15 protein-coding genes are annotated in these 20,097 nt (G+C 74.3%); 10 read left to right on the top strand and 5 right to left on the bottom strand.

Annotated elements, in window-relative coordinates; genetic code table 11:
• Positions 1 to 71: 71 nt before the first annotated feature.
• The 3 genes from U5640_RS40315 (at position 72) to U5640_RS40305 (ending at position 2,885) form a co-directional block, all read left to right on the top strand.
• Positions 72 to 749, top strand: coding sequence for a uracil-DNA glycosylase (locus U5640_RS40315; protein WP_340384182.1), 678 nt, complete (start codon positions 72 to 74; stop codon positions 747 to 749).
• Positions 746 to 1,735, top strand: coding sequence for a BadF/BadG/BcrA/BcrD ATPase family protein (locus U5640_RS40310; protein WP_340384181.1), 990 nt, complete (start codon positions 746 to 748; stop codon positions 1,733 to 1,735). Before U5640_RS40315 ends, U5640_RS40310 begins: the two co-directional genes overlap by 4 nt.
• A gap of 226 nt (positions 1,736 to 1,961) precedes the next feature.
• Positions 1,962 to 2,885 carry a hypothetical protein gene (locus U5640_RS40305; protein ID WP_340384180.1) on the top strand — a complete coding sequence of 308 codons (924 nt, stop codon included), beginning with the start codon at positions 1,962 to 1,964 and terminating at the stop codon, positions 2,883 to 2,885.
• 117 nt (positions 2,886 to 3,002) lie between these two features.
• Here the strand turns inward: U5640_RS40305 and U5640_RS40300 are convergent, their stop codons facing one another.
• The 4 genes from U5640_RS40300 to U5640_RS40285 all read right to left on the bottom strand — a co-directional run bounded on the left by U5640_RS40300 (position 3,003) and on the right by U5640_RS40285 (position 7,168).
• On the bottom strand, positions 3,003 to 4,049 hold the full coding sequence (locus U5640_RS40300) for a lactonase family protein (RefSeq protein WP_340384179.1): 1,047 nt from the start codon (positions 4,047 to 4,049) through the stop codon (positions 3,003 to 3,005).
• 83 nt (positions 4,050 to 4,132) lie between these two features.
• Complete coding sequence (locus tag U5640_RS40295; protein ID WP_340384178.1) at positions 4,133 to 5,635, bottom strand: FUSC family protein; 1,503 nt, start codon at positions 5,633 to 5,635, stop codon at positions 4,133 to 4,135.
• 185 nt (positions 5,636 to 5,820) lie between these two features.
• Positions 5,821 to 6,471: a phosphoribosyltransferase family protein gene (locus U5640_RS40290; RefSeq protein WP_340384177.1), complete on the bottom strand. Its 651-nt coding sequence runs from the start codon at positions 6,469 to 6,471 to the stop codon at positions 5,821 to 5,823.
• Positions 6,458 to 7,168: an alpha/beta hydrolase gene (locus tag U5640_RS40285; RefSeq protein ID WP_340385621.1), complete on the bottom strand. Its 711-nt coding sequence runs from the start codon at positions 7,166 to 7,168 to the stop codon at positions 6,458 to 6,460. The genes U5640_RS40290 and U5640_RS40285 overlap by 14 nt, the downstream gene beginning before the upstream one ends.
• Before the next feature lie 200 nt (positions 7,169 to 7,368).
• On the opposite strand from U5640_RS40285, the gene U5640_RS40280 reads away from it, so the two are divergent.
• Both U5640_RS40280 and U5640_RS40275 read left to right on the top strand, forming a co-directional pair.
• The gene (locus U5640_RS40280) at positions 7,369 to 7,845 is read left to right on the top strand and encodes an Lrp/AsnC family transcriptional regulator (protein WP_067256969.1); all 477 of its coding nucleotides are present in this window, start codon (positions 7,369 to 7,371) and stop codon (positions 7,843 to 7,845) included.
• A 162-nt stretch (positions 7,846 to 8,007) separates the two neighbouring features.
• On the top strand, positions 8,008 to 10,812 hold the full coding sequence (locus U5640_RS40275) for a beta-L-arabinofuranosidase domain-containing protein (RefSeq protein WP_340384176.1): 2,805 nt from the start codon (positions 8,008 to 8,010) through the stop codon (positions 10,810 to 10,812).
• A gap of 52 nt (positions 10,813 to 10,864) precedes the next feature.
• On the opposite strand, the gene U5640_RS40270 is transcribed toward U5640_RS40275, so the two are convergent.
• Entirely contained in the window at positions 10,865 to 11,710 is an 846-nt protein-coding gene (locus U5640_RS40270; protein ID WP_340384175.1) for a LysR substrate-binding domain-containing protein, read from the bottom strand.
• 58 nt (positions 11,711 to 11,768) lie between these two features.
• Between U5640_RS40270 and U5640_RS40265 the strand changes: the two genes are divergently transcribed.
• From U5640_RS40265 to U5640_RS40245, 5 genes are all read left to right on the top strand, one after another.
• The gene (locus U5640_RS40265; RefSeq protein WP_340384174.1) at positions 11,769 to 12,161 is read left to right on the top strand and encodes a DUF5997 family protein; all 393 of its coding nucleotides are present in this window, start codon (positions 11,769 to 11,771) and stop codon (positions 12,159 to 12,161) included.
• Positions 12,162 to 12,294: 133 nt separating this feature from the next.
• Positions 12,295 to 12,684: a cold shock domain-containing protein gene (locus U5640_RS40260; RefSeq protein WP_340384173.1), complete on the top strand. Its 390-nt coding sequence runs from the start codon at positions 12,295 to 12,297 to the stop codon at positions 12,682 to 12,684.
• A 282-nt stretch (positions 12,685 to 12,966) separates the two neighbouring features.
• A complete protein-coding gene (locus U5640_RS40255) occupies positions 12,967 to 13,821 on the top strand; it encodes a DUF4132 domain-containing protein (protein WP_340384172.1) in 855 nt (284 codons plus the stop codon).
• Positions 13,818 to 18,842 carry a hypothetical protein gene (locus U5640_RS40250; RefSeq protein ID WP_340384171.1) on the top strand — a complete coding sequence of 1,675 codons (5,025 nt, stop codon included), beginning with the start codon at positions 13,818 to 13,820 and terminating at the stop codon, positions 18,840 to 18,842. Before U5640_RS40255 ends, U5640_RS40250 begins: the two co-directional genes overlap by 4 nt.
• Before the next feature lie 35 nt (positions 18,843 to 18,877).
• On the top strand, positions 18,878 to 20,047 hold the full coding sequence (locus U5640_RS40245) for an AAA family ATPase (protein WP_340385619.1): 1,170 nt from the start codon (positions 18,878 to 18,880) through the stop codon (positions 20,045 to 20,047).
• The last annotated feature ends 50 nt before the right edge of the window (positions 20,048 to 20,097 follow it).

Raw genomic sequence — 20,097 nt, 5'->3', positions numbered from 1 at the left:
CGGGTGGGGGGCTGGCGGGGCGTTGGCCACCGGTTGATCATCGTCGTGCGTACGGCAGTAGGGTGACGCCCGTGGCACCACGACCCTTGCATGAGATCGTCGAAGCGGGCTGGGCGAAGGCCCTGGAACCGGTGGCGGGACGGATCGCCGAGATGGGCGACTTCCTGCGCGCGGAGATCGCCGCGGGACGCACCTACCTTCCGGCCGGTCAGAATGTCCTCCGGGCGTTCCAGCAGCCCTTCGACGACGTCCGCGTCCTGATCGTCGGACAGGATCCCTACCCCACGCCGGGGCACGCGGTGGGACTGTCCTTCTCGGTCGCGCCGGACGTCCGCCCGCTGCCCGGCAGTCTGATCAACATCTACCGGGAGCTGACCTCGGACCTCGGCCTGGCGCAGCCGTCCAACGGTGATCTGACGCCGTGGACGCGGCAGGGCGTGCTCCTGCTCAACAGGGCGCTCACCACGGCCCCGCGCAAGCCCGGCGCACACCGCGACAAGGGCTGGGAGGCGGTCACCGAGCAGGCGATACGGGCGCTGGCGGCGCGCGGCAAGCCGCTCGTGTCCATCCTGTGGGGCCGGGACGCCCGCAACCTGCGTCCGCTGCTGGGCGATCTGCCCTCGGTGGAGTCCGCGCACCCCTCGCCCATGTCGGCGGACCGCGGCTTCTTCGGTTCACGGCCGTTCAGCCGGGCCAACGACCTGCTGGTCCGGCAGGGAGGTCAGCCGGTGGACTGGCAACTGCCGTGACCGTCCCCGCGGATCCGGAGCGCGGCCACGGCATCCTCGCCGTGGACTCGGGCGGCTCGGGTCTGCGGGTGGCCGTGGGCACCTCCGGGGCCGGCGCCCTGGCCGAGCAGTCCTCGCCGGTGCCGGTGCGCACCGGCGAGCGGGGCATCGACCCCGGGCACCTGCTGGATCAACTGGTTCCGATGGTACGGGCGTTGGAGGAGCGGACCGGGGTCGCGGAAGCGACCACGGCCGTCGTGGGTGCGGCCGGACTGGCCGGCCTGGGCGACGGGCTGCGCGCCACGCTCCCGGACGCCCTCGCCCGCGCGTTCGGCGTCCGGACGACCGCGCTGGCCGCGGACGCCGTCACCGCGTTCAGCGGCGCGCTCGGTGCCCGGCCGGGAGTCGTGGCCGCGGCCGGCACCGGTCTGATCGCGCTCGGCACGGATCTGACGGGCTGGCAGCGGGCGGACGGCTGGGGTCATCTGCTGGGCGACTGCGGTGGCGGCGCCTGGATCGGACGGGCGGGGCTGGAGGCCGCGCTGCGCGCCCACGACGGGCGGCCGGGCGGCTCGGCCCGGCTGCTGGCCCGCGCCGAGGAGCGGTTCGGGCCGGTGCCCGGGCTGCCGGGCCGTCTCTACCCGCGGCCGGACCGGGCGGCCGTCCTCGCCTCCTTCGCGCCCGAGGTGGCCGGGTGCGCCGCATGCGATCCGGTGGCCTCGGACATCCTGCGGGCGGCGGCACGGCACATCGCCGAGTCGGCCGCCGCGGTCTGCCCGCCGGACGGACAGCCCCCGTTCGCCCTCACCGGGGGCCTGGCGGGACTGGGCGCGCCCCTCCTCGTACCGCTGGCGGAGGAGGTGGCCCGGCTGCTGCCGCACGCACGGCGGGTGGACCCCGAAGGGGATCCGCTGCACGGCGCGGTGCGGATGGCCGCCGATCTGGCCGAAGGCCGACTCGCGCTGCCGGTCGACGGGGTGCTTCTGTCGGTTTTGCGTCGCGCGTAGGCGGCTGATCGGGGGTGTACGTAGGGGACGTACGGAGTGAAACGTACGGAACGAGTCGTACAGCATTACCCAAAAGAGGGATTGCTCTCTTCGTGGGCAAGTCGCCCGGAAAACACGCTGATCACTTCTGATCCGTACGTAACTCATCAGACAAAACCGGACGGATACCGCTCACCTGCACCCTCCCCGAACAGGGGAGCCCAGGAAACAAGTAACATGCGGCGCCATGAGCTCCCCCACTGGGCCCGCGTCCGGCCTGCCCGTACGAATGCCGCGCCCCCGCCAGCCCGGGCGGCACCGGCGACCCGAGCCGTTGGCGGCTCCTGAAGGCGCGCCCGCGCTCGTCCTCGCGGTGCCGGGCACCCCGAGCAGGGCCACCCGCGGCATCGCCGAGGAGATCGTGAGCATCGCCCGCTCCGAGCTCCCCGGCGTCGACGCGCGCATCGGTTACCTCGACGGGGACGACGCCGAGTTCCCCGCCCTCCAGTCCGTCCTCGCGCACGCCGCCGAGGAGCGCACCGCCCGCTACGAGCAGGCCCGCGCCGCCGGTCACGACGTCAAGGAGCCGGACGGCCCCGTCGGCGTCGTGGTGCCGCTGCTGGCCGGCCCCGACAGCGCGCTGCTGCGCCAGGTCCGTCAGGCCGTGATGGAGAGCCGGGTCGCCGCCGATCTGACCGACGTCCTCGGCCCGCACCCGCTGCTCGCCGAGGCGCTGCACGTGCGGCTGTCCGAGGCCGGTCTGGCCCGCGCGGACCGGGCCCGGCTGTTCACCGTGGCGACCGCCGCGGACGGCATCATCCTGGCCTCCGTGGGCGGTGACGAGGCCGTGCAGGCCGCCGGGATCACCGGCATGCTGCTCGCCGCGCGTCTCGCCGTGCCGGTGATGGCCGCCGCGCTCGACCAGGAGGGCTCCATCGCCTCCGTGGCCGACCAGCTGCGCTCCTCCGGCTCCCAGCAGCTGGCGCTCGCGCCGTACCTGATCGGCCCGGAGATCGACGCCACGCTGATCGAGGAGGCCGCCAAGGAAGCGGACTGCGCCGCCGCCGAGGCGCTCGGCGCCTACCCGGCGATCGGCAAGCTCGCGCTGGCCAAGTACACGACCGCCCTGGGCATCGCCCCACCGCAGCCGCAGGGCGCGCCGGTCCGCTGACCGGCCGACCGTCAAGGACGCCGCACGACGCGAAAGGGCCCGCTCCGATCGAGGAGCGGGCCCTTCGCCGTGCCCTGGGGCAGCGAGGGCGACGAGCAGGTCCGGACGGGAACGGGGTCAGCCCAGGACCACGCACGAGGCGGCCGGGAGCGGCAGTGAGCCCGCGGGCCGGGGCAGGCCGGTGGTGGGGTCCAGGGTGAACCAGGCGACGTCGCCGGAGCGCTCGTTGGCGACGTAGAGGGTTCTGCCGCAGGCGGAGACGGCCAGGTCCCTCGGCCAGTGGCCCGCGCAGGACACCGTGCCGGCCGGCCGCAGCGCGTCGCCCTCGCCCTCGACGGCGAACACGGACAGCACGTCCTCGCCGCGCGTTGCCGTCCACACGAACCGGCCGTCCGGCGCCACGGCGACGCCCGAGGGGTAGGCGTCCCCGTCGGGGGCGCCGGGCAGCACCGGCACCTCCGCCAGGGGCTTCAGGGAGCCGTCGAGGGCGTCCCAGCGGCACACCGTGACGGTCGGGGTGAGTTCGTTGACGACGTAGGCGTACGAGCCGTCGGGGTGGAAGGCGAGGTGGCGCGGCCCCGAGCCGGGGCGCAGGGCGTGCTCGCGGTGCAGGACGGGCGTGCCGTCGCGCAGGGCGCACACCCGCACCGAGTCCGTCCCGAGGTCCACGCTGACCGCCCAGCGCCCACTGGGGTCGGCCTGCACCTGGTGCGCGTGCGGCCCCTGCTGGCGGCGGGTGTGCGGGCCCGAGCCGGTGTGGTGCAGAACGCCGGAGGCGGTCCGGGCGAGGCCGCCGTCCGCCCGGACGGGGACGGCGGTGACGCTGCCGGAGCCGTAGTTCGCGGTCAGGACATGGCCGTCGAACAGTGCGAGGTGGGTGGGGCCGCTGCCGTCGACCGGCACGGGCGCCCCGGCCGCCTCCGGCAGGTCACCGGTGACCCGGTACGCGGCCACCGCGCCCTCGGCCGTCTCGCTGACGGCGTAGAGGGTGCCGCCGTCGGCCGACAGGGCCAGGTAGGACGGGTCGGGCAGCGCGTCGAGGCTGCTGAGCGCGGTGAGCGCCCCGCTGTCCGGGTCCACGGCGGCGGTCACGATGCCGGGACCGCCGGCCGCCGTGAACGAGCCGATGAACGCACGCCGGGTCCGTCCGCCGAGGTCTGCCACCGCTGTCCCCTCTCGGTCGCTGCTGTCCGGGGTGACGGTAGCAGTTGACCGGCGCAGGTCTAGACCAGACCCGCGCCGAAACGTCACGCCCCGACTAGTGGCGATCCCGACGGGGTCCGCAGCGGCTGGGACAGTTCCGCCAGGGCGTGCTCCAGACCGTGCAGGTGGGCCAGGGCGGGCAGGGCGGGATGGGCTGCCGGGGGCCGTTCCCCGGGGACCGCCGCCGGGGCACCGCCGCCGGTGAGGGCCTCCACGGCCGCCTGCACGCGCCAGCAGGCCGCGGCCAGCCGGGCGTCGTGCGAGGCCTCGGGGTCGGCGGCGACGGCGGCCAGACCCCGGCTCTCCCGGGCGCAGTCGTCCAGCAGGGCCAGCACCCGGCGGGCGCGTCGCTTGCGGCCGGCCATCGGGTTCAGGGGGTGCACGAGCGGCGCGACGGCGAGCCGGACCCGGCCGAGGAGCTGGTCCAGTTCGGCGGCCCGCCCGGCCGGGTCGGCGAAGGGGTCGCCGGCGAGGCGGGCGGCGGCCTCGGCGGTGCAGGCGTGGACACAGCGCAGGGCGCGCTGGATCCAGGCGTCGGTGATGGTGTGCGTGGTCACCGGCAGGACGAACAGCACGGCGAGCGCGGCGCCGAGCGCGCCCACCGCGGTCTCGGCGAGCCGCAGCGCCAGCAGCCCCGGGGTGAGGACGCCGAGGAGGCCGTAGAGCAGTTCGGCGAGCAGGGTCACCCAGAGCATCATCCAGGTGTAGGAGACGGCGGCCGTGTAGAAGATGCCGAAGACCGAGAGTGCCACCAGGGCGGCGGTGGGGGCGGGGGCTCCGTGCACCGGGACCGCGACCAGGAGCCCGAGTCCGATGCCGATCACCGTGCCGAGGACCCGGCGGAATCCGCGCACCAGGGTCTCGCCGCGCGAGGCGGTGTTGACGAAGATCCACCAGGTGGCGCCGACGGCCCAGTACCAGCGCTGCCCGGAGACGAGCTGGCCGAGGACGAGGGCGAAGCCCGCGCCGGCGGTCGCCTGGACGGCCTGGCGGGTGGTGACCCGGGCCAGGCCGCGGCCGCCGGGCGGGGCGGGCACGGGCGCCGGAGGCGTGCGGCGCTCGTAGCACCACGCCCCGAAGCGCACCGCCGCGGCGGCCGTCAGGGACAGCGCGAGGGAGGCGTACAGCTCGGGGAGGTCTCCGGTCGTCGCGTGCAGGAACTGGGCGACGAAGAACATCATGAACGCGAAGACGCCCAGGCTGTGCCCGCGCGGCCCCCGGCGGCGGGCGTACACGCCCGCGCCGATGACGGCGAGGAAGGTGAGGTCGCGGACCACGGGGTGGTCGTGCAGGACGGCCGCCGCGGTGAGCACGGGCAGGCCCACGGCGGGCAGCAGGGCGGTGGTGACCGCCTGGCCGCGCACGGAGGCGTCCGCGACGGTGAACAGGGCGAGCAGGGCCGCGAGGCCGCCGGTGACGATCCCGGGGAGCGCGTGCCCGGCGAGACCGCACGCGACGACGGCCAGGCCGATGCCCAGGACGGCCCGGGCGGCGAAGCGCAGCCGGGTCCGCCCCGGGTCCGGAGCCGTGAACACCCTCTTCAGCACTGCTTCCCACCCCTGTCGGACGCCCGCACGAAAAAGGCGCCGCGGGGTCCGCAGCGCCATTGACGCGTCCATAGGAACATCCGGTCGGCAGATGGTTCAACCGGTGCCGTGAGCACTGGGCCAATGGTGCAGTGAAGACCTCAGCGGGTGGACCGGCGGGGTGCCATCGGACCAGCGGCGGCGCTTCACCGGCCGGCCGCCGTGCGCAGGGCACGCAGCACGTCGGCATCGCTGAGCTGGTCGAAATCCTCGTACCAGAGGCCGACGGCCGTGAAGGCGGCCGGCCGGTGGAGACAGATCACGTCGTCCGCCTCGGACCGCAGCAGGGCGACCGCCTCCGGGGCGCCGACCGGCACGGCCAGGACCGTGCGGCGGGGCGCCACGTGCCGCAGGTGGCGCAGGGCCGCGCGGGCCGTGGCTCCGGTCGCGAGGCCGTCGTCGACCACGATCGCGGTACGTCCGCGCAGGTCGGGGGCGGGGCGGCCGTCCCGGTAGAGCATCTCACGGCGGCGCAGTTCGGCGCGCTCGCGCTCCACCACCGGGGCGAGGTCGCGCTCGGTGAGGCCGAGTGCGCCCAGCATGGCCTCGTCGAAGAGCGGCTCGGCGTCGCCCACGAGCGCGCCGACGCCGAGTTCCGGCTGGAAGGGCGCGCCGATCTTCCGTACGACGAGCACGTCGAGCGGCGCGCCGAGCGCGCGGGCGACCTCCTCGGCCACGGCGACGCCGCCCCGGGGCAGGGCGAGGACGACGGGGTCGGGCAGTTCGCCGTCGTCCTGGCGCGCGCGCAGCACCTCGGCGAGCTCGCGTCCGGCCCGGGCACGGTCAGGGAACCGCATGACGACCGCCTCCTCCGTCCCGGCGATGCGCTCGCGGCGACGGCGGGGGCAGCTCCCGCAGCCGATCGGCGCACCAGCGCTTCGCGACCCCGGCGACCTGCTCCAGCGCGCCGGGCTCCTCGAACAGATGGGTGGCGCCCGGTACGACGTGGAGGGTGCACGGCCCCGGCAGCCGCCGCGCCGCCTCCTCGTTCAGCCGCCGCACCTCCGGGTCCCGGCCGCCCACGATCAGCAGCACCGGCACCCGTACGGCGTCCAGGGCGGCCCCGGCCAGGTCGGGCCGCCCGCCGCGGGAGACCACGGTCAGCACCCGGCCGGGCCGCTCGGCCGCGGCCGTCAGCGCCGCCGCCGCGCCGGTGCTGGCGCCGAACAGGACGACGGGGAGGCCCTCGGTGTCGGGCCGTGCGGCGAGCCGGTCGACCACGGCGACCACACGTCCGCCGAGCAGGGGTATGTCGAAGCGGTGCTCGCCCGTGGACGCGTCCGCGCGCTCCTCGGGCTCGGTGAGCAGATCGACGAGCAGGGTGCCGAGGCCCGCGGAGCGCAGTTCGGCGGCGACCGCGCGGTTGCGGGGGCTGTGCCGGGAGCTGCCGCTGCCGTGGGCGAAGAGCACCACGGCCCGGGCGTGCTCCGGGACGAGGAGATCGCCGGCGAGCGCCGCGCCGTCGACGGGCACCCGGACCGGCTGGGAGATCATCACCGTCATCTTCTTCCTGGGGCGGCTGCGGCGCCGCGCGTGGCTCCCGCCCCCGGCGCCCGCACGGGTCCCCGCATCCAGCATGGCACCCGTCGAGCGGGGTCGGGGAGTGCGGCGTCCCCGGCGCACCGTGTGGGCCGTCCGGCCGGGCCGTTGGTACAGTCGGCGAAGATCAGTCCCGTACCAGGAGGCCGGGAGTCATGGCCGTCGACGAGCTGGACACCCGCATCCTGCGGCTGCTGCTCGAACAGCCGCGGACCAGCGTGCGGGAGTACGCGCGGATCCTCGGTGTCGCGCGCGGCACCCTCCAGGCCCGGCTGGACCGGCTGGAGCGGGACGGGGTGATCACCGGCAGCGCCCCCTCGCTCTCCCCCGCCGCGCTCGGTCACCCGGTGCTCGCGTTCGTGCACATCGAGGTCACCCAGGGGCATCTCGACGACGTGGGCGACGCGCTGGCCGCCGTACCGGAGATCGTCGAGGCCTTCTCGATCACCGGGGGCGGGGACCTGCTCACCCGGGTGGTGGCGCGGGACAACGCCCATCTGGAGGACGTGATCCAGAAGCTGATCAGCCTCCCCGGAGTGGTGCGCACCCGGACCGAGGTCGCGCTGCGCGAGCGCGTACCGCACCGTCTGCTGCCGCTGGTGGAGTCGATCGGCCGCGCGGCCCGCAGGTGACTCTCTCAACTTTCGGTCCTGTCAGGCCCGTTGACGCCTTCCCGTCCCCCTTCTAACGTCTGGTCGACCATCCGCACATCGTTCGTCATATCGAACAGCGCTCGGACGCCTTCCGGACACGCGACGGCGAACACACCCCCTTGTGGATCAGAGGAGCAGTACATGGCACCTCCCCTCAGCAGACGGACCCTTCTCCGGAGCGCGATCCTCGCCACCGCGGCCCCCGGTGTCGGCGCGGCGGTGGCCCCCTCGGCCTCGGCGGCCACGCTTCCGCCGCCGGCCTCCTGGGCGCTGCAGCCCTTCGCGCTCCAGGACGTGGCCCTCGGCGCCGGGATCTTCGCCAGCAAGCGGAAGCTGATGCTCGACCACGCCCGCGGCTACGACGTCAACCGGCTGCTCCAGGTGTTCCGGGCCAACGCCGGCCTCTCCACGCTGGGCGCGGTCGCGCCGGGCGGCTGGGAGGGGCTCGACGGCGAGGCCAACGGCAATCTGCGCGGGCACTACACCGGGCACTTCCTGACCATGCTGGCGCAGGCGTACGCGAGCACCGGCGAGCAGGTGTTCGCCGACCGCATCGCGACCGTGGTCGGCGCGCTGTCCGAGGTCCGCGCGGCCCTGCGCACGGACCCGAAGATGCTTGCCGTCACGGGGAAGTGGGGCGGGGGTCTGGAACTGGTGCGCGGCTCCTACCAGTACGTCGACCTGCCCGCCACCGTGCTGAACGGCGCCTCCGCGATCACCCTGGCCGTGTGGGTCAAGCCCACCCATGACGCCGACTGGCAGCGGGTGTTCGACTTCGGCGACAACACCACCCGGTACATGTACCTGGCGAGCCGCAACGCGAGCGGTGTGCCCCGGTTCGCCATCACGACCGGCGGCGCGGGCGGCGAGCAGGGCCTCAACGGGACGGCCGCGCTGCCGCTGAACCAGTGGAGCCACCTCGCGGTCACCCTCTCGGGCAGCACGGGCACCCTGTACGTCAACGGCACGGCGGTCGCCACGAACACGGCGATGACCCTCACCCCCGCGGCGCTCGGCACGCTCACCAACAACTGGCTGGGCCGGTCGAACTACTCCGGCGACCCCCTGTACGCCGGCTGCTACGACGAGTTCAACGTGTGGTCGCGGGTCCTCACCCAGGCCGAGATCACCTCGCTCCAGACCAGCGAGGCCAAGCTCTCCTCGCCCGGACTCGGCAACCTCGCGTCGTACTGGTTCCAGGCCACCGCCGGCGGCACCTTCTCGGACGCCTCGGGCCGCGGGCTGACCGCCACCCTGAAGCGCACCTGGGGCGGGCCCAGCCACCCCGGGTTCCTGGCCGCCTACCCGGAGACCCAGTTCATCCTCCTGGAGTCGATGACCGGCAGCGACTACACCAAGGTCTGGGCGCCGTACTACACCGCGCACAAGATCCTGCGCGGCCTGCTGGACGCCTACCTCGCCACCGACGACGCCCGCGCCCTCGATCTTGCGTCCGGCATGGGCGACTGGATGCACTCCCGGCTGTCGGTGCTCTCCGCGGCGACGCTCCAGCGGATGTGGGGGCTGTTCTCCAGCGGCGAGTTCGGCGGGATCGTCGAGGCGATCGTCGATCTGCACGCGTTCACCGGGAAGGCCGAACACCTCGCGCTGGCCAGGCTTTTCGACCTCGACTCGCTGATCGACGCGTGCGCCGCGAACACCGACACGCTCGACGGGCTGCACGCCAACCAGCACATCCCGATCTTCACCGGACTGCTCAGGCTGTACGACGCGACGGGCGAGACCCGCTACCTGACGGCCGCGAAGAACTTCTGGGGCATGGTCGTCCCGCACCGGACGTACGGCATCGGCGGCACCAGCACCGGTGAGTTCTGGAAGGCGCGGGACGTCATCGCGGGCACGATCAGCACCACGAACGCGGAGACCTGCTGCGCGTACAACCTGCTGAAGCTGAGCCGGACCCTGTTCTTCCACGAGCAGACCCCGGCCTACATGGACTACTACGAGCGGACCCTGCTCAACCAGGTCCTCGGCTCCAAGCAGGACACCGCGGACACGGAGAAGCCGCTCGTCACGTACTTCATCGGCCTCACCCCCGGCCATGTGCGCGACTACACGCCCAAGCAGGGCACCACCTGCTGCGAGGGCACCGGGATGGAGAGCGCCACCAAGTACCAGGACTCGGTGTACTTCAAGGCCGCCGACGGCAGCGCGCTGTACGTCAACCTCTACAGCCCGTCCACGCTGACCTGGGCGGAGAAGGGCGTCACGGTCACCCAGACCACCGCCTACCCGGTGGAACAGGGCACGACCCTCACCTTCGGCGGGAGCAGCGCGTCCTTCGCCCTCCGGCTGCGGGTGCCGTCCTGGGCGACCGCGGGCTTCCGGGTGACGGTCAACGGCAGCGCGGTGAACGGCACTCCGGTCGCCGGGAGCTACTTCACGGTGTCCCGCACCTGGAAGTCCGGTGACGTCGTACGCGTCGGCGTGCCGTTCCGGCTGCGCGTCGAGAAGGCCCTGGACGATCCGTCGTTGCAGACCCTGTTCTACGGACCGGTGAACCTGGTCGCCCGCGACTCCTCCACCGGGTATCTGCGGTGCGGGCTGTACGCCAACGCGGCGCTCTCCGGCGATCTGCTGCCCACGCTGACGCCGGTGAGCGGCAAGTCCCTCCACTACACGCTGAACGGCACCGAGTTCGCGCCGTTCTTCGAGGGGACGGAGGACCCCACGCACGCCTACGTCCGGCGCTCGGAGCCGAAGGCCGTCTTCGGGACCGTCGACTCAGGGGTCGCCAATCCCGCGAAGCCGGACGGCACCACGCTGCTCGACGAGGTCTGGGCGGCCGCGCCGTTCGCCTCCAAGGCGGCCCTCGTCGCCCGGGTACGGTCGGTGGTGGACGCCTGGGTGGCCACCGGGCTGCTGCCGTCGGCGGACGGCGAGAAGGTGGTGAGCACCGCGGCCGCGGCGAGCTACGTGGCCTGAACGGACGAGCGGAGCGGCATCGGCGGCGGCACCGGCCGCCGATGGCTCGGCGCTAGGACCGGCGGCGGGGCTTGCCGCCGCCGGTTCCGCGCCGGCCGCCGCCCTTCGTACCGCCGCCGCCCTTCGTCCCGCCCGCGCCCCGCGCTCCGCCACCGCTCCTCGTGCCGCTGCCGCCCTTCGCCGAGCCGCCGCTCCGCGTGCCGCCGCTGCGGCCGCGCGCGCCTCCGGTGCCTCCGCCGCTTCCGGCGGTCCCGCGGGGCTCGCGCTGTTTCGGCGGGGCCTGCTGGGCCCGGCCCCGGGTGCTGTTGACCGTGCGGCCCCGGACGATGCCGATGAGGTCCTCGACCAGGTCGGTGGTCGCCTCCTCGGGCCAGGACAGGGCGACCGCCGACTGCGGGGCGTCCACCAGCGTGCGGTAGGTGAGGTCGCGACGGTGGTGCAGGCGGGCCAGGGACTGCGGCACGATCAGGACGCCGATGTCCGCCGCGACGAGTTCGATCGCGTCCTCCGTGGTCCGCGGGCGCTCGAAGGCGGGCTCCCCGGGCAGCTCGGACCAGCCGAGGACGTCGTCGAGGGGGTGGATCACCACCTCGTCGGCGAGATCGTCCAGGGTGATCTCCTCGGCGGCGGTGATCACATGATCCTTGGGGACCACGACGACCGTCGTCTCGGTGTAAAGGGGGATCGCGCTGAACACCGTACGGTCGACGGGCAGCCGGAGGAAGGCCGCGTCGGCGGCGCCGCCGCGCAGGACCTCGCAGGCCTCGGCCGGGGACACCTGGAGCAGGGTGAGAGGGGTGTCGGGCAGGCGCTCCTCCCAGATCCGCACCCACTTGGCGGGCGTCACTCCGGGAACGTACGCGAGCCGGAACGAAGGGGAATCCGCCTGGTCGGTCATCCCGCCAGGCTACCGGCTGTGGTCGGAGGTCTCCGCGGCGGCCGATACCCTGGACCGTATGAAGTCGCAGCAGACCACCCAGACGATGAAGCCCGCCACCGCGGCGAAGAAGCTGGGTGTGTACCTCCCCGCCACGCCCGCCGAGTTCCAGGAGGGCGTCGTCTCGCGCGCCGAGCTGAACGAGCTCCAGGCGAACCCGCCCGCCTGGCTGCGGACGCTGCGCGAGAAGGGCCCGCACCCCCGTCCGGTGGTCGCGGCCAAGCTGGGCGTGTCCATCGCGGGCCTGGCCCGGGGCGGGGTGACGGAGGCGCTCACCACCGAGCAGATCGACGCGCTCAAGGACGCCGAGCCGGAGTGGCTGGAGAAGGAGCGCGGTACCCAGGCCGAGGTCCGCAAGGAGGCGGCCCGGCTGAAGAAGCGGGACGCCGAGCGCGCCGCCACCGAGGACTGACACGGGCGGTTTCCGCAGCTCAGCGAGGTGCGCCGCGCGCGGTGGGACCCGGGAGTCGCCTGGGGGCGGTCGGTTTGACTACGATCTGGGCAGGTTCACCGAAGTGGGTGTTTCGAGGTTGCTGGGGGTTGGGATGGTTGCTGGTCGTGTGGTGCGCTTCGACAGCCAGCGGGGCTACGGGTTCATCGCGCCCGACGACGGCGGGGAGGATGTCTTCCTGCACGTCAACGACATGTTGATGCCCGAGTCGCAGGTGCGGCGGGGCATCCTCGTCGAGTTCGAGATCGAGGACGGCGAGCGCGGTCCGAAGGCGTCCGCGGTCCGGCTCGCGCGGGGCGAGGACGGCAAGCCGCTCGCGGCCGACGACGACGTGCTGTGCGATGTGCTCAGCACCGAGGAGTTCGTCCGGGACGTCACCGAGGCCCTGCTGAGCGCGGCGCCCTCGCTCACCGGGGAGCAGATCCTGCAGGTGCGCGGCGGGCTCGCGCAGTTCGCCAAGAACCACGGCTGGGTCGAGGGCTGACCCTCGGACCCATGCCCGAGGGCATCGGGACCCCCGTCGACACCGACGGGGGTCCCGTCGTTTTTCCGCCTCCGCGCGCGGCCCGCGGACCCGTTCCCGGAGTGTTCGTGGCGGGTTCTTGGCGGGATCTCGGGGGCTCTCGGGGCTACTCGGCGGGGTCATGACAGGAATTCCCGCAGGTCACGCCTGGTCCGCCGTCAGATCTGCTTCGGCCGGGCCCCGTTGTCAGTGGCTTGTTCTACAGTTCCCGTCACTTGATCGATGCGGGTGCGGGAGGCACGTATGGGGTGGGTGTCGGCCGGCGACTACGAAGTCGCCCTCGACGACGGCAAGGTGGTGTGCCGCAACGCGGCGGGGCGGCTGTTGAAGTCCGTACCGCCCAAGATCGCCGACGATCCGGCCGTGGTGGGACTGCGCCAGCTCGTCGAGTGGCTGGAGCGGCACGAGCGGCAGTGCCTGACCGATGTGGAGCGGTGGATGGTGCGCTCGCTGCCGGTGCCGTTCGCGGTCGTGGCCCGGGTGTGGCCCGACCCCGCCTGGCAGGCGGCGCTGCGGGACCTGGTGGTCACCGGGGCCGACGGAGAGGTGGCCGGGTTCCTGCGGGACGCCGACCCCGAGCGCGGCCTGGGACTGGTCGACCTCGACGGCGACACCGTGCGCATCACCCCCGACCTGGTCCGCCTGCCGCACCCGGTCCTCCTCGACGATCTGGAGGACCTGCGGGAGTTCGCGGTGGAGCTCGGTGTGGAGCAGCGCGCCCAGCAGCTCTTCCGCGAGGTGTGGCACCGTCCGGCGACGCTGGACGCCGAGGGCACCTCGGTCGAGGAGTACGCGGGCGGCGCCTTCAAGGAGCAGCGGTTCCTGCACGGCCGGGTGACCCAGCTCGGCTACCGGGTGCGCGGCGGCAACGCCGTCCACGCCGTCCTGGAGGACGGGCGCACGGTCGAGGCGCGGGTGTGGGTGGGCGACTACGAGAGCTACGAGGAGTCCGAGACCGGCCCGCTGACCTTCACCGATCCCGCGGGCCGGGTGCTGAGGCTCGGTCAGGTGGGACCGGTGGCCTGGTCGGAGGGCATGCGCATGGCGGCCGCACTGTACGCGGGGCGCGACATCGAGGACGAGGAGCGGGCGGCATGACGACCTACGACGAGACCACCGCGGGCACGCTGCTCGACGCGGGCGCGGTCCTGCCGCCGGGCAGCACGGACCGCGAGGACGCCGACACGCTCACCGTCCGCACCTACACCCACCCCGGACTGGACGACCGGCGGATCGTCCGGCTGGTGCCGGGCACGCTCGGCGAGGCCGAGGACCTCGCCCTGGACTTCCTCGGTCTGGTGCGGGACCCCGAGGTCCCCGAGGTGGGCCAGGTGCGCCGGGTGACCCTGGGCTTCCCGGCCTGGGCGCTGGTCAACGACCCGGCGAACGGCCATCACGCGCTGGCGCTGGTGAGGGACGTCGAGCGGCTCGCGCGCCAGGCGAAGTCCCGGCCCGGCAACGCCAAGGACGGCTTCGAGGAGCTCGGCACCCGGCTGGGCCGGGCCGTCCCGCACTTCCTGCCGACGTTCTACGAGCAGGCGGCGCGGGTCTTCCTCCAGCACGAGAACACGACGTACGCCGCCGCCTTCTTCGGCAAGGCGCGCGAGGCCGAGCGGGTGCACGCGCTGACGGTGGACGAGGAGCGGCAGCGCGCCGTGTTCCTGGAGTTCGCGTTCGCGGGCGCGCTGACCGTCAAGGCGCTGAAGGAGCATGTGAAGGCGCTCGCCGCGCGGCTCAGCCCGGCCGACGCCTGGAGCCAGTTCCGGCAGCTCACGGTGGAGCGGTGCGCCGCCGGGATGCCGCCCTACGCGTCGCTGCCGCAGGACGCGCGCGGGCTGATCAAGGCGGCGGGGCTGGACCGGGTCACCGAGGAGTGCGGGCTGGTCGGCGACCTGCTCGCCTCGCCCGCGGCCGTGCGGGCCCCGGCGTCCTTCTGGAACTCCTACCGGGCGACGCTCGTCGTGCTCGCCGAGCGGGAGCCCGCGGTGCGGCGCCGACTGCTGGAGATCATGCCGGCCGCTCTCGGCCGGTCCGTCGAGGACGACGAGTTCTGGCTGGCGCTGCTCGCGGAGTGCGGGGCCGACCTGCTGCTGACCGGTGAAGCCGGTGCGGGGCCGGACGAGTCCGACGCGGTCGACGCGGCGGACTGGCTGACCCGCTGGGCGCTGCACCGCAAGCACGGGGGCAACATCTGCGACCGCTCCGCGGCCACCCTCGCGCTCGTGGCGAGGATGGCCCCCCGGCTGCGGGCCCAGGGCCGGCCCGTGGACATCGTCACGGGCCGCTGGCACGCCGGTGCCGACCTCGACCTGCTCGACCTCTGCCTGGCCGAGGGCATCCCGCTGGCGCCGCCGCCCGCGGACGAGGTGGTGTACCTCGGTCTCCAGCGCTGGCTGAGCGAGGACCGGCCCGGCCGGCGCGAGCTGACGGGCATCGCGGCGGACGCCCGCTTCCGGCGTCTGCTGTACACCGAGATCGGCACGCAGAGCGGCAACCGCCCGGACGCCGCGGTGCTCAAGGGCATCGCCGCGCACCCGGTGCTCAGCGACGTCCTGCGTGAGTGGCTGAGCGACGCGGCCGGGGAACTGACCGCCGCCACGGGTCTGCCCCCCGCTCGCGCGGCACTGGAGCGGATGCAGCCGTTCCGCACGGTGGCCGCCGAGGTGGCCCCGGACGCCGTGGCGCGGGTCGCCGCGCACGAGGCCGCGCCGCTGCTCGGGCACACCCTGCGCGCAGGCCTCCTGGACGAGCTGGGCTGGCCCGCGCTCGACGAGGCGCTGCGCCGGATCGACGCCGAGACCAAGCCCCAGGGCGACCAGGACAAGACGGTGACGGTCCAGGAGGCCTGGCCCGCGCTGATCGTCCACCGGGGCCACAAGGTGTTCGTCGTCGGCCCCGAGGAGATCCTGCTGGAGCACGAGCTGCGGCTCCCCGTGGAGCTGGGCCGGTGGAACCGTCCGTCGTTCCGCTACACGGACGGCGAGCTGCTGGTGATGTGGCGGGAGGACGGCAAGCAGGTCGGCTACTGGTCCGCCCGCGCGGCCGACGTGTTCCCGCTCGGCGGCGAGACGATCCCCTACTACTGGTACGGCTCCGGCCACGCGGGCGCTGCCTCCGTTCCGCTGCCGGGCGGGGGCCGGGCCACCGGCGGACGCACGTTGCACGCCGGCGACACGGTGCTGCCGCCGGGCCGCCGCATCCTGGGCGACGGCACGTCCTACTGGCGTCAGGGGCGGCAGGGCCGGCAGCAGGTGTGGCTCGAGTACGACCCGGCCACCGGCACGCACGGGCGTGCCTCGCTGCCCGCCTTCGTGCAGGGCGGTGTCCGGGAGGGCGCCACGCTGCGGCAGCAGGACTGCGAGGTGCTGCCGCTCCAGCCCGGACTGGAGCACAGCCCCTTCGGCACCGACGGCACGGTCCTCGGCCGCTGGGTGCGCACCGAGGGCGAGGGCGCCGAGGCGCGTACGGTCGCCGGGACCCCGGACGGCCGGACCGTCACCGTGGCACGGAGCGGCGGGAACTCCGGCGTTCCGCTCGGCGCGCTGCGGCTGCCGGGCGGCGCCGAGCCGGTCGTCGTGCGCAGGCAGCAGCACCTCGCGCTGTACGCGGGGGCCGACACCTCCGCCGCAGGTGAACTCGGGCGGGTGACGCCGATGGAGCGCGGCAGCGAGTTCGCCGCCGGCACCCGGTTCGTGCCGCCGGTGGAGTTCTGGCACGCGCTGCGTCCGCGCGACGAGCGGGCCTCCGCCGTGCTGCGCGCGCTGACCGACGCGCGCGTGGCCGAGGTGATGCGCGCCGGCGCCGAGGCGCTGGCGGAGCGGCAGGCGCGAATAGCCGCGGCCGCGGCGGTCGACGGCACGGACGACGCCAAGGCGGGCGTCCCGGCCGCCGACGAGGTACTGCGGACGGTGGTCTCGGCCGCCCTGCCCGAGCTGGGCGACGAACGGCTGGTCACCGGGGTGGCGGCGCTGGTGCGCGCGGCCCTGCGCTTCGACGAGTCGACCGCGGTGTACGTGGCGCCCCCGGCCGAGAAGTCGCAGCGGGACCCCCGGCGCACCGAGGGCATGTTCGCGGACTACCGCCCCGAGTACGGCGACGACACCACCCTGAAGGAGGCGGTGAGCGGCCTGGCGGGTCTGCACGGCTGGTGGGGAGGCACCCCGCGGTGGAGCACGCTGCGGCAGATCCGCGCCGTGAACCACGTGCTGTCCGGCGAGCCCGCCGACGGCAAGCCGCTGCCGAAGGCCCTGCGGACCACCGGGGCGCAGGACGGCTGGACCAGTGACGAGTTCACCGTCCCCGGCGACGGCGCGCAGTGGCTGTCCCTTCTCGACGCCCTGCGCCCGCTGGCCTACCGGGCGGCCACCCCGGCGACGACCGAGACGCACCGGGCGGCGCTGCTCCTGCTGTTCGAGGCGATCGTGGAGGGGCCGCTGGCCGCTCCGGGGAAGCTGCTGCGGCAGGTCGTGCTGAGCGAGCCCCACGACAAGCAGCAGCGCGTCGGCCAGGTGCTGCGCCGGGCGGACCGCACGGTCGTCGTCATCGGCTCCCGCAACGTCGACGAGCACAACCGTATGCACTGGCTGGCCCTGGATCACGGCCCGGCCGACGACCGCGGCGCGATCGCCCACTTCGCCCTGGAGCAGGAACAGGCGCATCCGGCGGTCTACCCCGCCGAGACGCTCGCCGCCGTCACCCGGCTCGTCCGGGACAAGGGCCCGGCCCCCTGGCAGCCGGAGGCGGTCGACGCGCTGGTCACGGCGAGCCGGGGCGGGCTGGGGCCCGTGCAGGCGGCCCTGCTGCTGGCCGGCCGGCCCGCGCAGCTCACCGACGAGGTGAGCGCGGCGACCGGGCTGAAGCCTCGCCAGAAGGAGCTCGGCGACCAGCTGCTGAACTCGCTGGAGCCCGGCAACTGGAAGCCGATGGTCGGCGCGCTGCTGCCCGAGAACCCCGCCGACCTGTGGACGACCGGCCCGGACACGGACGCGGTGGGCGGCATCTGGAAGCGGTTCCTGGCCGATGTCGTGCGGCTGCCCGAGGAGCTGGCCGCCGAGCTCTCCCTCGTCTCCCTGCCCCTCGGCTCCGCGTACGAGGTCCTCAACCCCGGGCGCACCCCCTGGATCAGCCGCACCACCGTGCAGCGGCCCGACAAGGACGGCGCCCTGGTCGCGGAGGACCCGCAGGCCCTGCCCGGCCGGTACGACATCACGCAGGCGGTGCACGCCCTGGCCGGCCTCGCCTACGCGCTGCCGTACGGGCATCCGCTGCGGGCCGTGCTGCCGGACAGTCTCGCCGCGCTGCGCCGCCGGGTCGCCGACCCGGGGCTGCTCCTCGACCTGGATCTGGCCTGGACGGCGACCGCCGAGCCGACCGCCGTCGCCCTGCGCAAGGCGTACGGGATGCCCGCCACCGGCGGCGCCGGCCAGGACGGGCTGACCCGGGCGGGCGAGGCGCTGGTGCTGCGCCCCTGGTACGGGGAGCAGGAGACGGTACTGGTGCGTCCCGGTGCGCTCACCGGTTCGGACGACCCGGTGTTCGGGTTGCTCGAAGGGATCGTCGGCCCCGGGCGCGGACAGGGCATGGGGGCCCTGCGGACCCTCCTCGACGACGAGCTCACGCGCGCTCTCGCGGTCGGTGTCGACCCCGAGGGGCCCTCGGGGCATGCGCAGGACCCGATGTTCAGCGTGCCCACGCTGGTCGCCGAGGTCGCCGAGCGGCACGGTCTCGGTGCGGACGCGGCGGCGCTGTATCTGATGCTGCTCGCCCTGCCCGACCCGACGGACCGCAACTGCGCCCGCTGGACCGGCTGGAAGCCCGCGCGGATGAAGAAGGCCCGGGCCGAACTCGCGGCGACCGACCTGGTCGTGGAGGCCAAGCGGTCGCGCGCCGGACGCACGCTGTTCCTGCCGTGCGGCTGGCTGGACCTGAAGTCCCGGGGCGCGCTGCCGGTGGAGCTCTGGAAGCAGGGCCTCTACCCGCTCAGCGGGTACGGACGCGCCGTACCGCTGCTGCCGGTGGCCGAGGTGTACGAGCGGGCCTGGGACCGGGTCCGCACGGGTGACGCCCCGGCGTACGAGGAGCTCACGTCCCGCGCGACCCGCAAGGGCCGCCGCCGATGACCACCGTCCCGCCCCACCTGGAAGAACGCACCGTGATGACCGCCACCCTGTCCCCCGACACCGCCCGCCAGATCGTGCCGCCGGAGGAGCGGTACGCCGTCGAGCTGGCCTTCCTCGCCGCGTACGACGCCGGTCCGCGCCCGCCCGCCTGGCGGCTCACCCCGCGTGCCGTCGTCACCTTCGTCATGGGCAGCGACGGCCGGGCCCTGAAGCTGCCCGACGGCGCGGAGGCACCCGAGGGGGTGCCGCGCCGGCTGGTCGTGGAGGGCAAGTTCGTCGGCGACCGCGCTCTGGTCGAACGGTGTGTGGTCACCCTCGCCGGGGAGCGCGGCCTGCTGCTCGTCGGCGAGCCCGGCACCGCCAAGTCGATGCTGTCCGAGCTGCTGTCGGCCGCGGTGTGCGGGACCAGCGGACTGGTCGTGCAGGGCACCGCCGGCACCACCGAGGACCAGCTCAAGTACGGCTGGAACTACGCCCTGTTGCTGGCACAGGGGCCCAGCCCGCAGGCGCTGGTGCCCTCACCGGTGCTGACCGCCATGCGCCGGGGCGGCATCGCCCGGGTCGAGGAGGTCACCCGGTGTCTGCCGGAGGTGCAGGACTCGCTGGTGTCGCTGCTGTCGGAGCGGCGGATCGCGGTGCCCGAACTGGCCGGCACGGACGACGCGTTGGCGCACTCGGCACCCGGCTTCAACCTCATCGCCACCGCCAACCTGCGGGACAAGGGCGTCTCGGAGATGTCCGCGGCCCTCAAGCGCCGCTTCAACTTCGAGACGGTCGGCCCGATCCCCGACCTGGACGCGGAGACCGCGCTGGTGCGCAGCCAGGCGCGGGCCTCCGTGGAGCGGTCCGGGGCGCCGTTCCAGGTCGACGACGCGGTGCTGGAGGCGCTGGTCACCGCGTTCCGGGACCTGCGTGAGGGCCGGTCGGCCGAGGGCTGGGAGGTGGAGCGGCCGTCGACCGTGATGAGCACCGCGGAGGCGGTGTCGGTGGCGGGTGCACTGGGGCTGGCCGCGGCGTACTTCCCCGGCGACCGTGATGTGCTCGGTCTGCTGCCGGGCCATCTGCTCGGGGTGGTCCGCAAGGACGACCCTGCGGACGCGGCCCGGCTGCGCGGCTACTGGGACGGCCCCGTACGGCGCCGCGCCGAGCAGGGTTCCGCGACCTGGCGGACCCTGTGGGACCTGCGCACGGTCCTGGAGGGCTGACGGTCGTGTCCCACTCCCACGGGGTCGCACCCCGCACCACGACGGAGCCG

The organism is Streptomyces sp. SS7 (genome assembly GCF_037993025.1).
Classification (GTDB): domain Bacteria; phylum Actinomycetota; class Actinomycetes; order Streptomycetales; family Streptomycetaceae; genus Streptomyces.
Note: the sequence above shows the minus strand (reverse complement) of the source record. Positions and strands in the feature narration are given on the sequence as shown.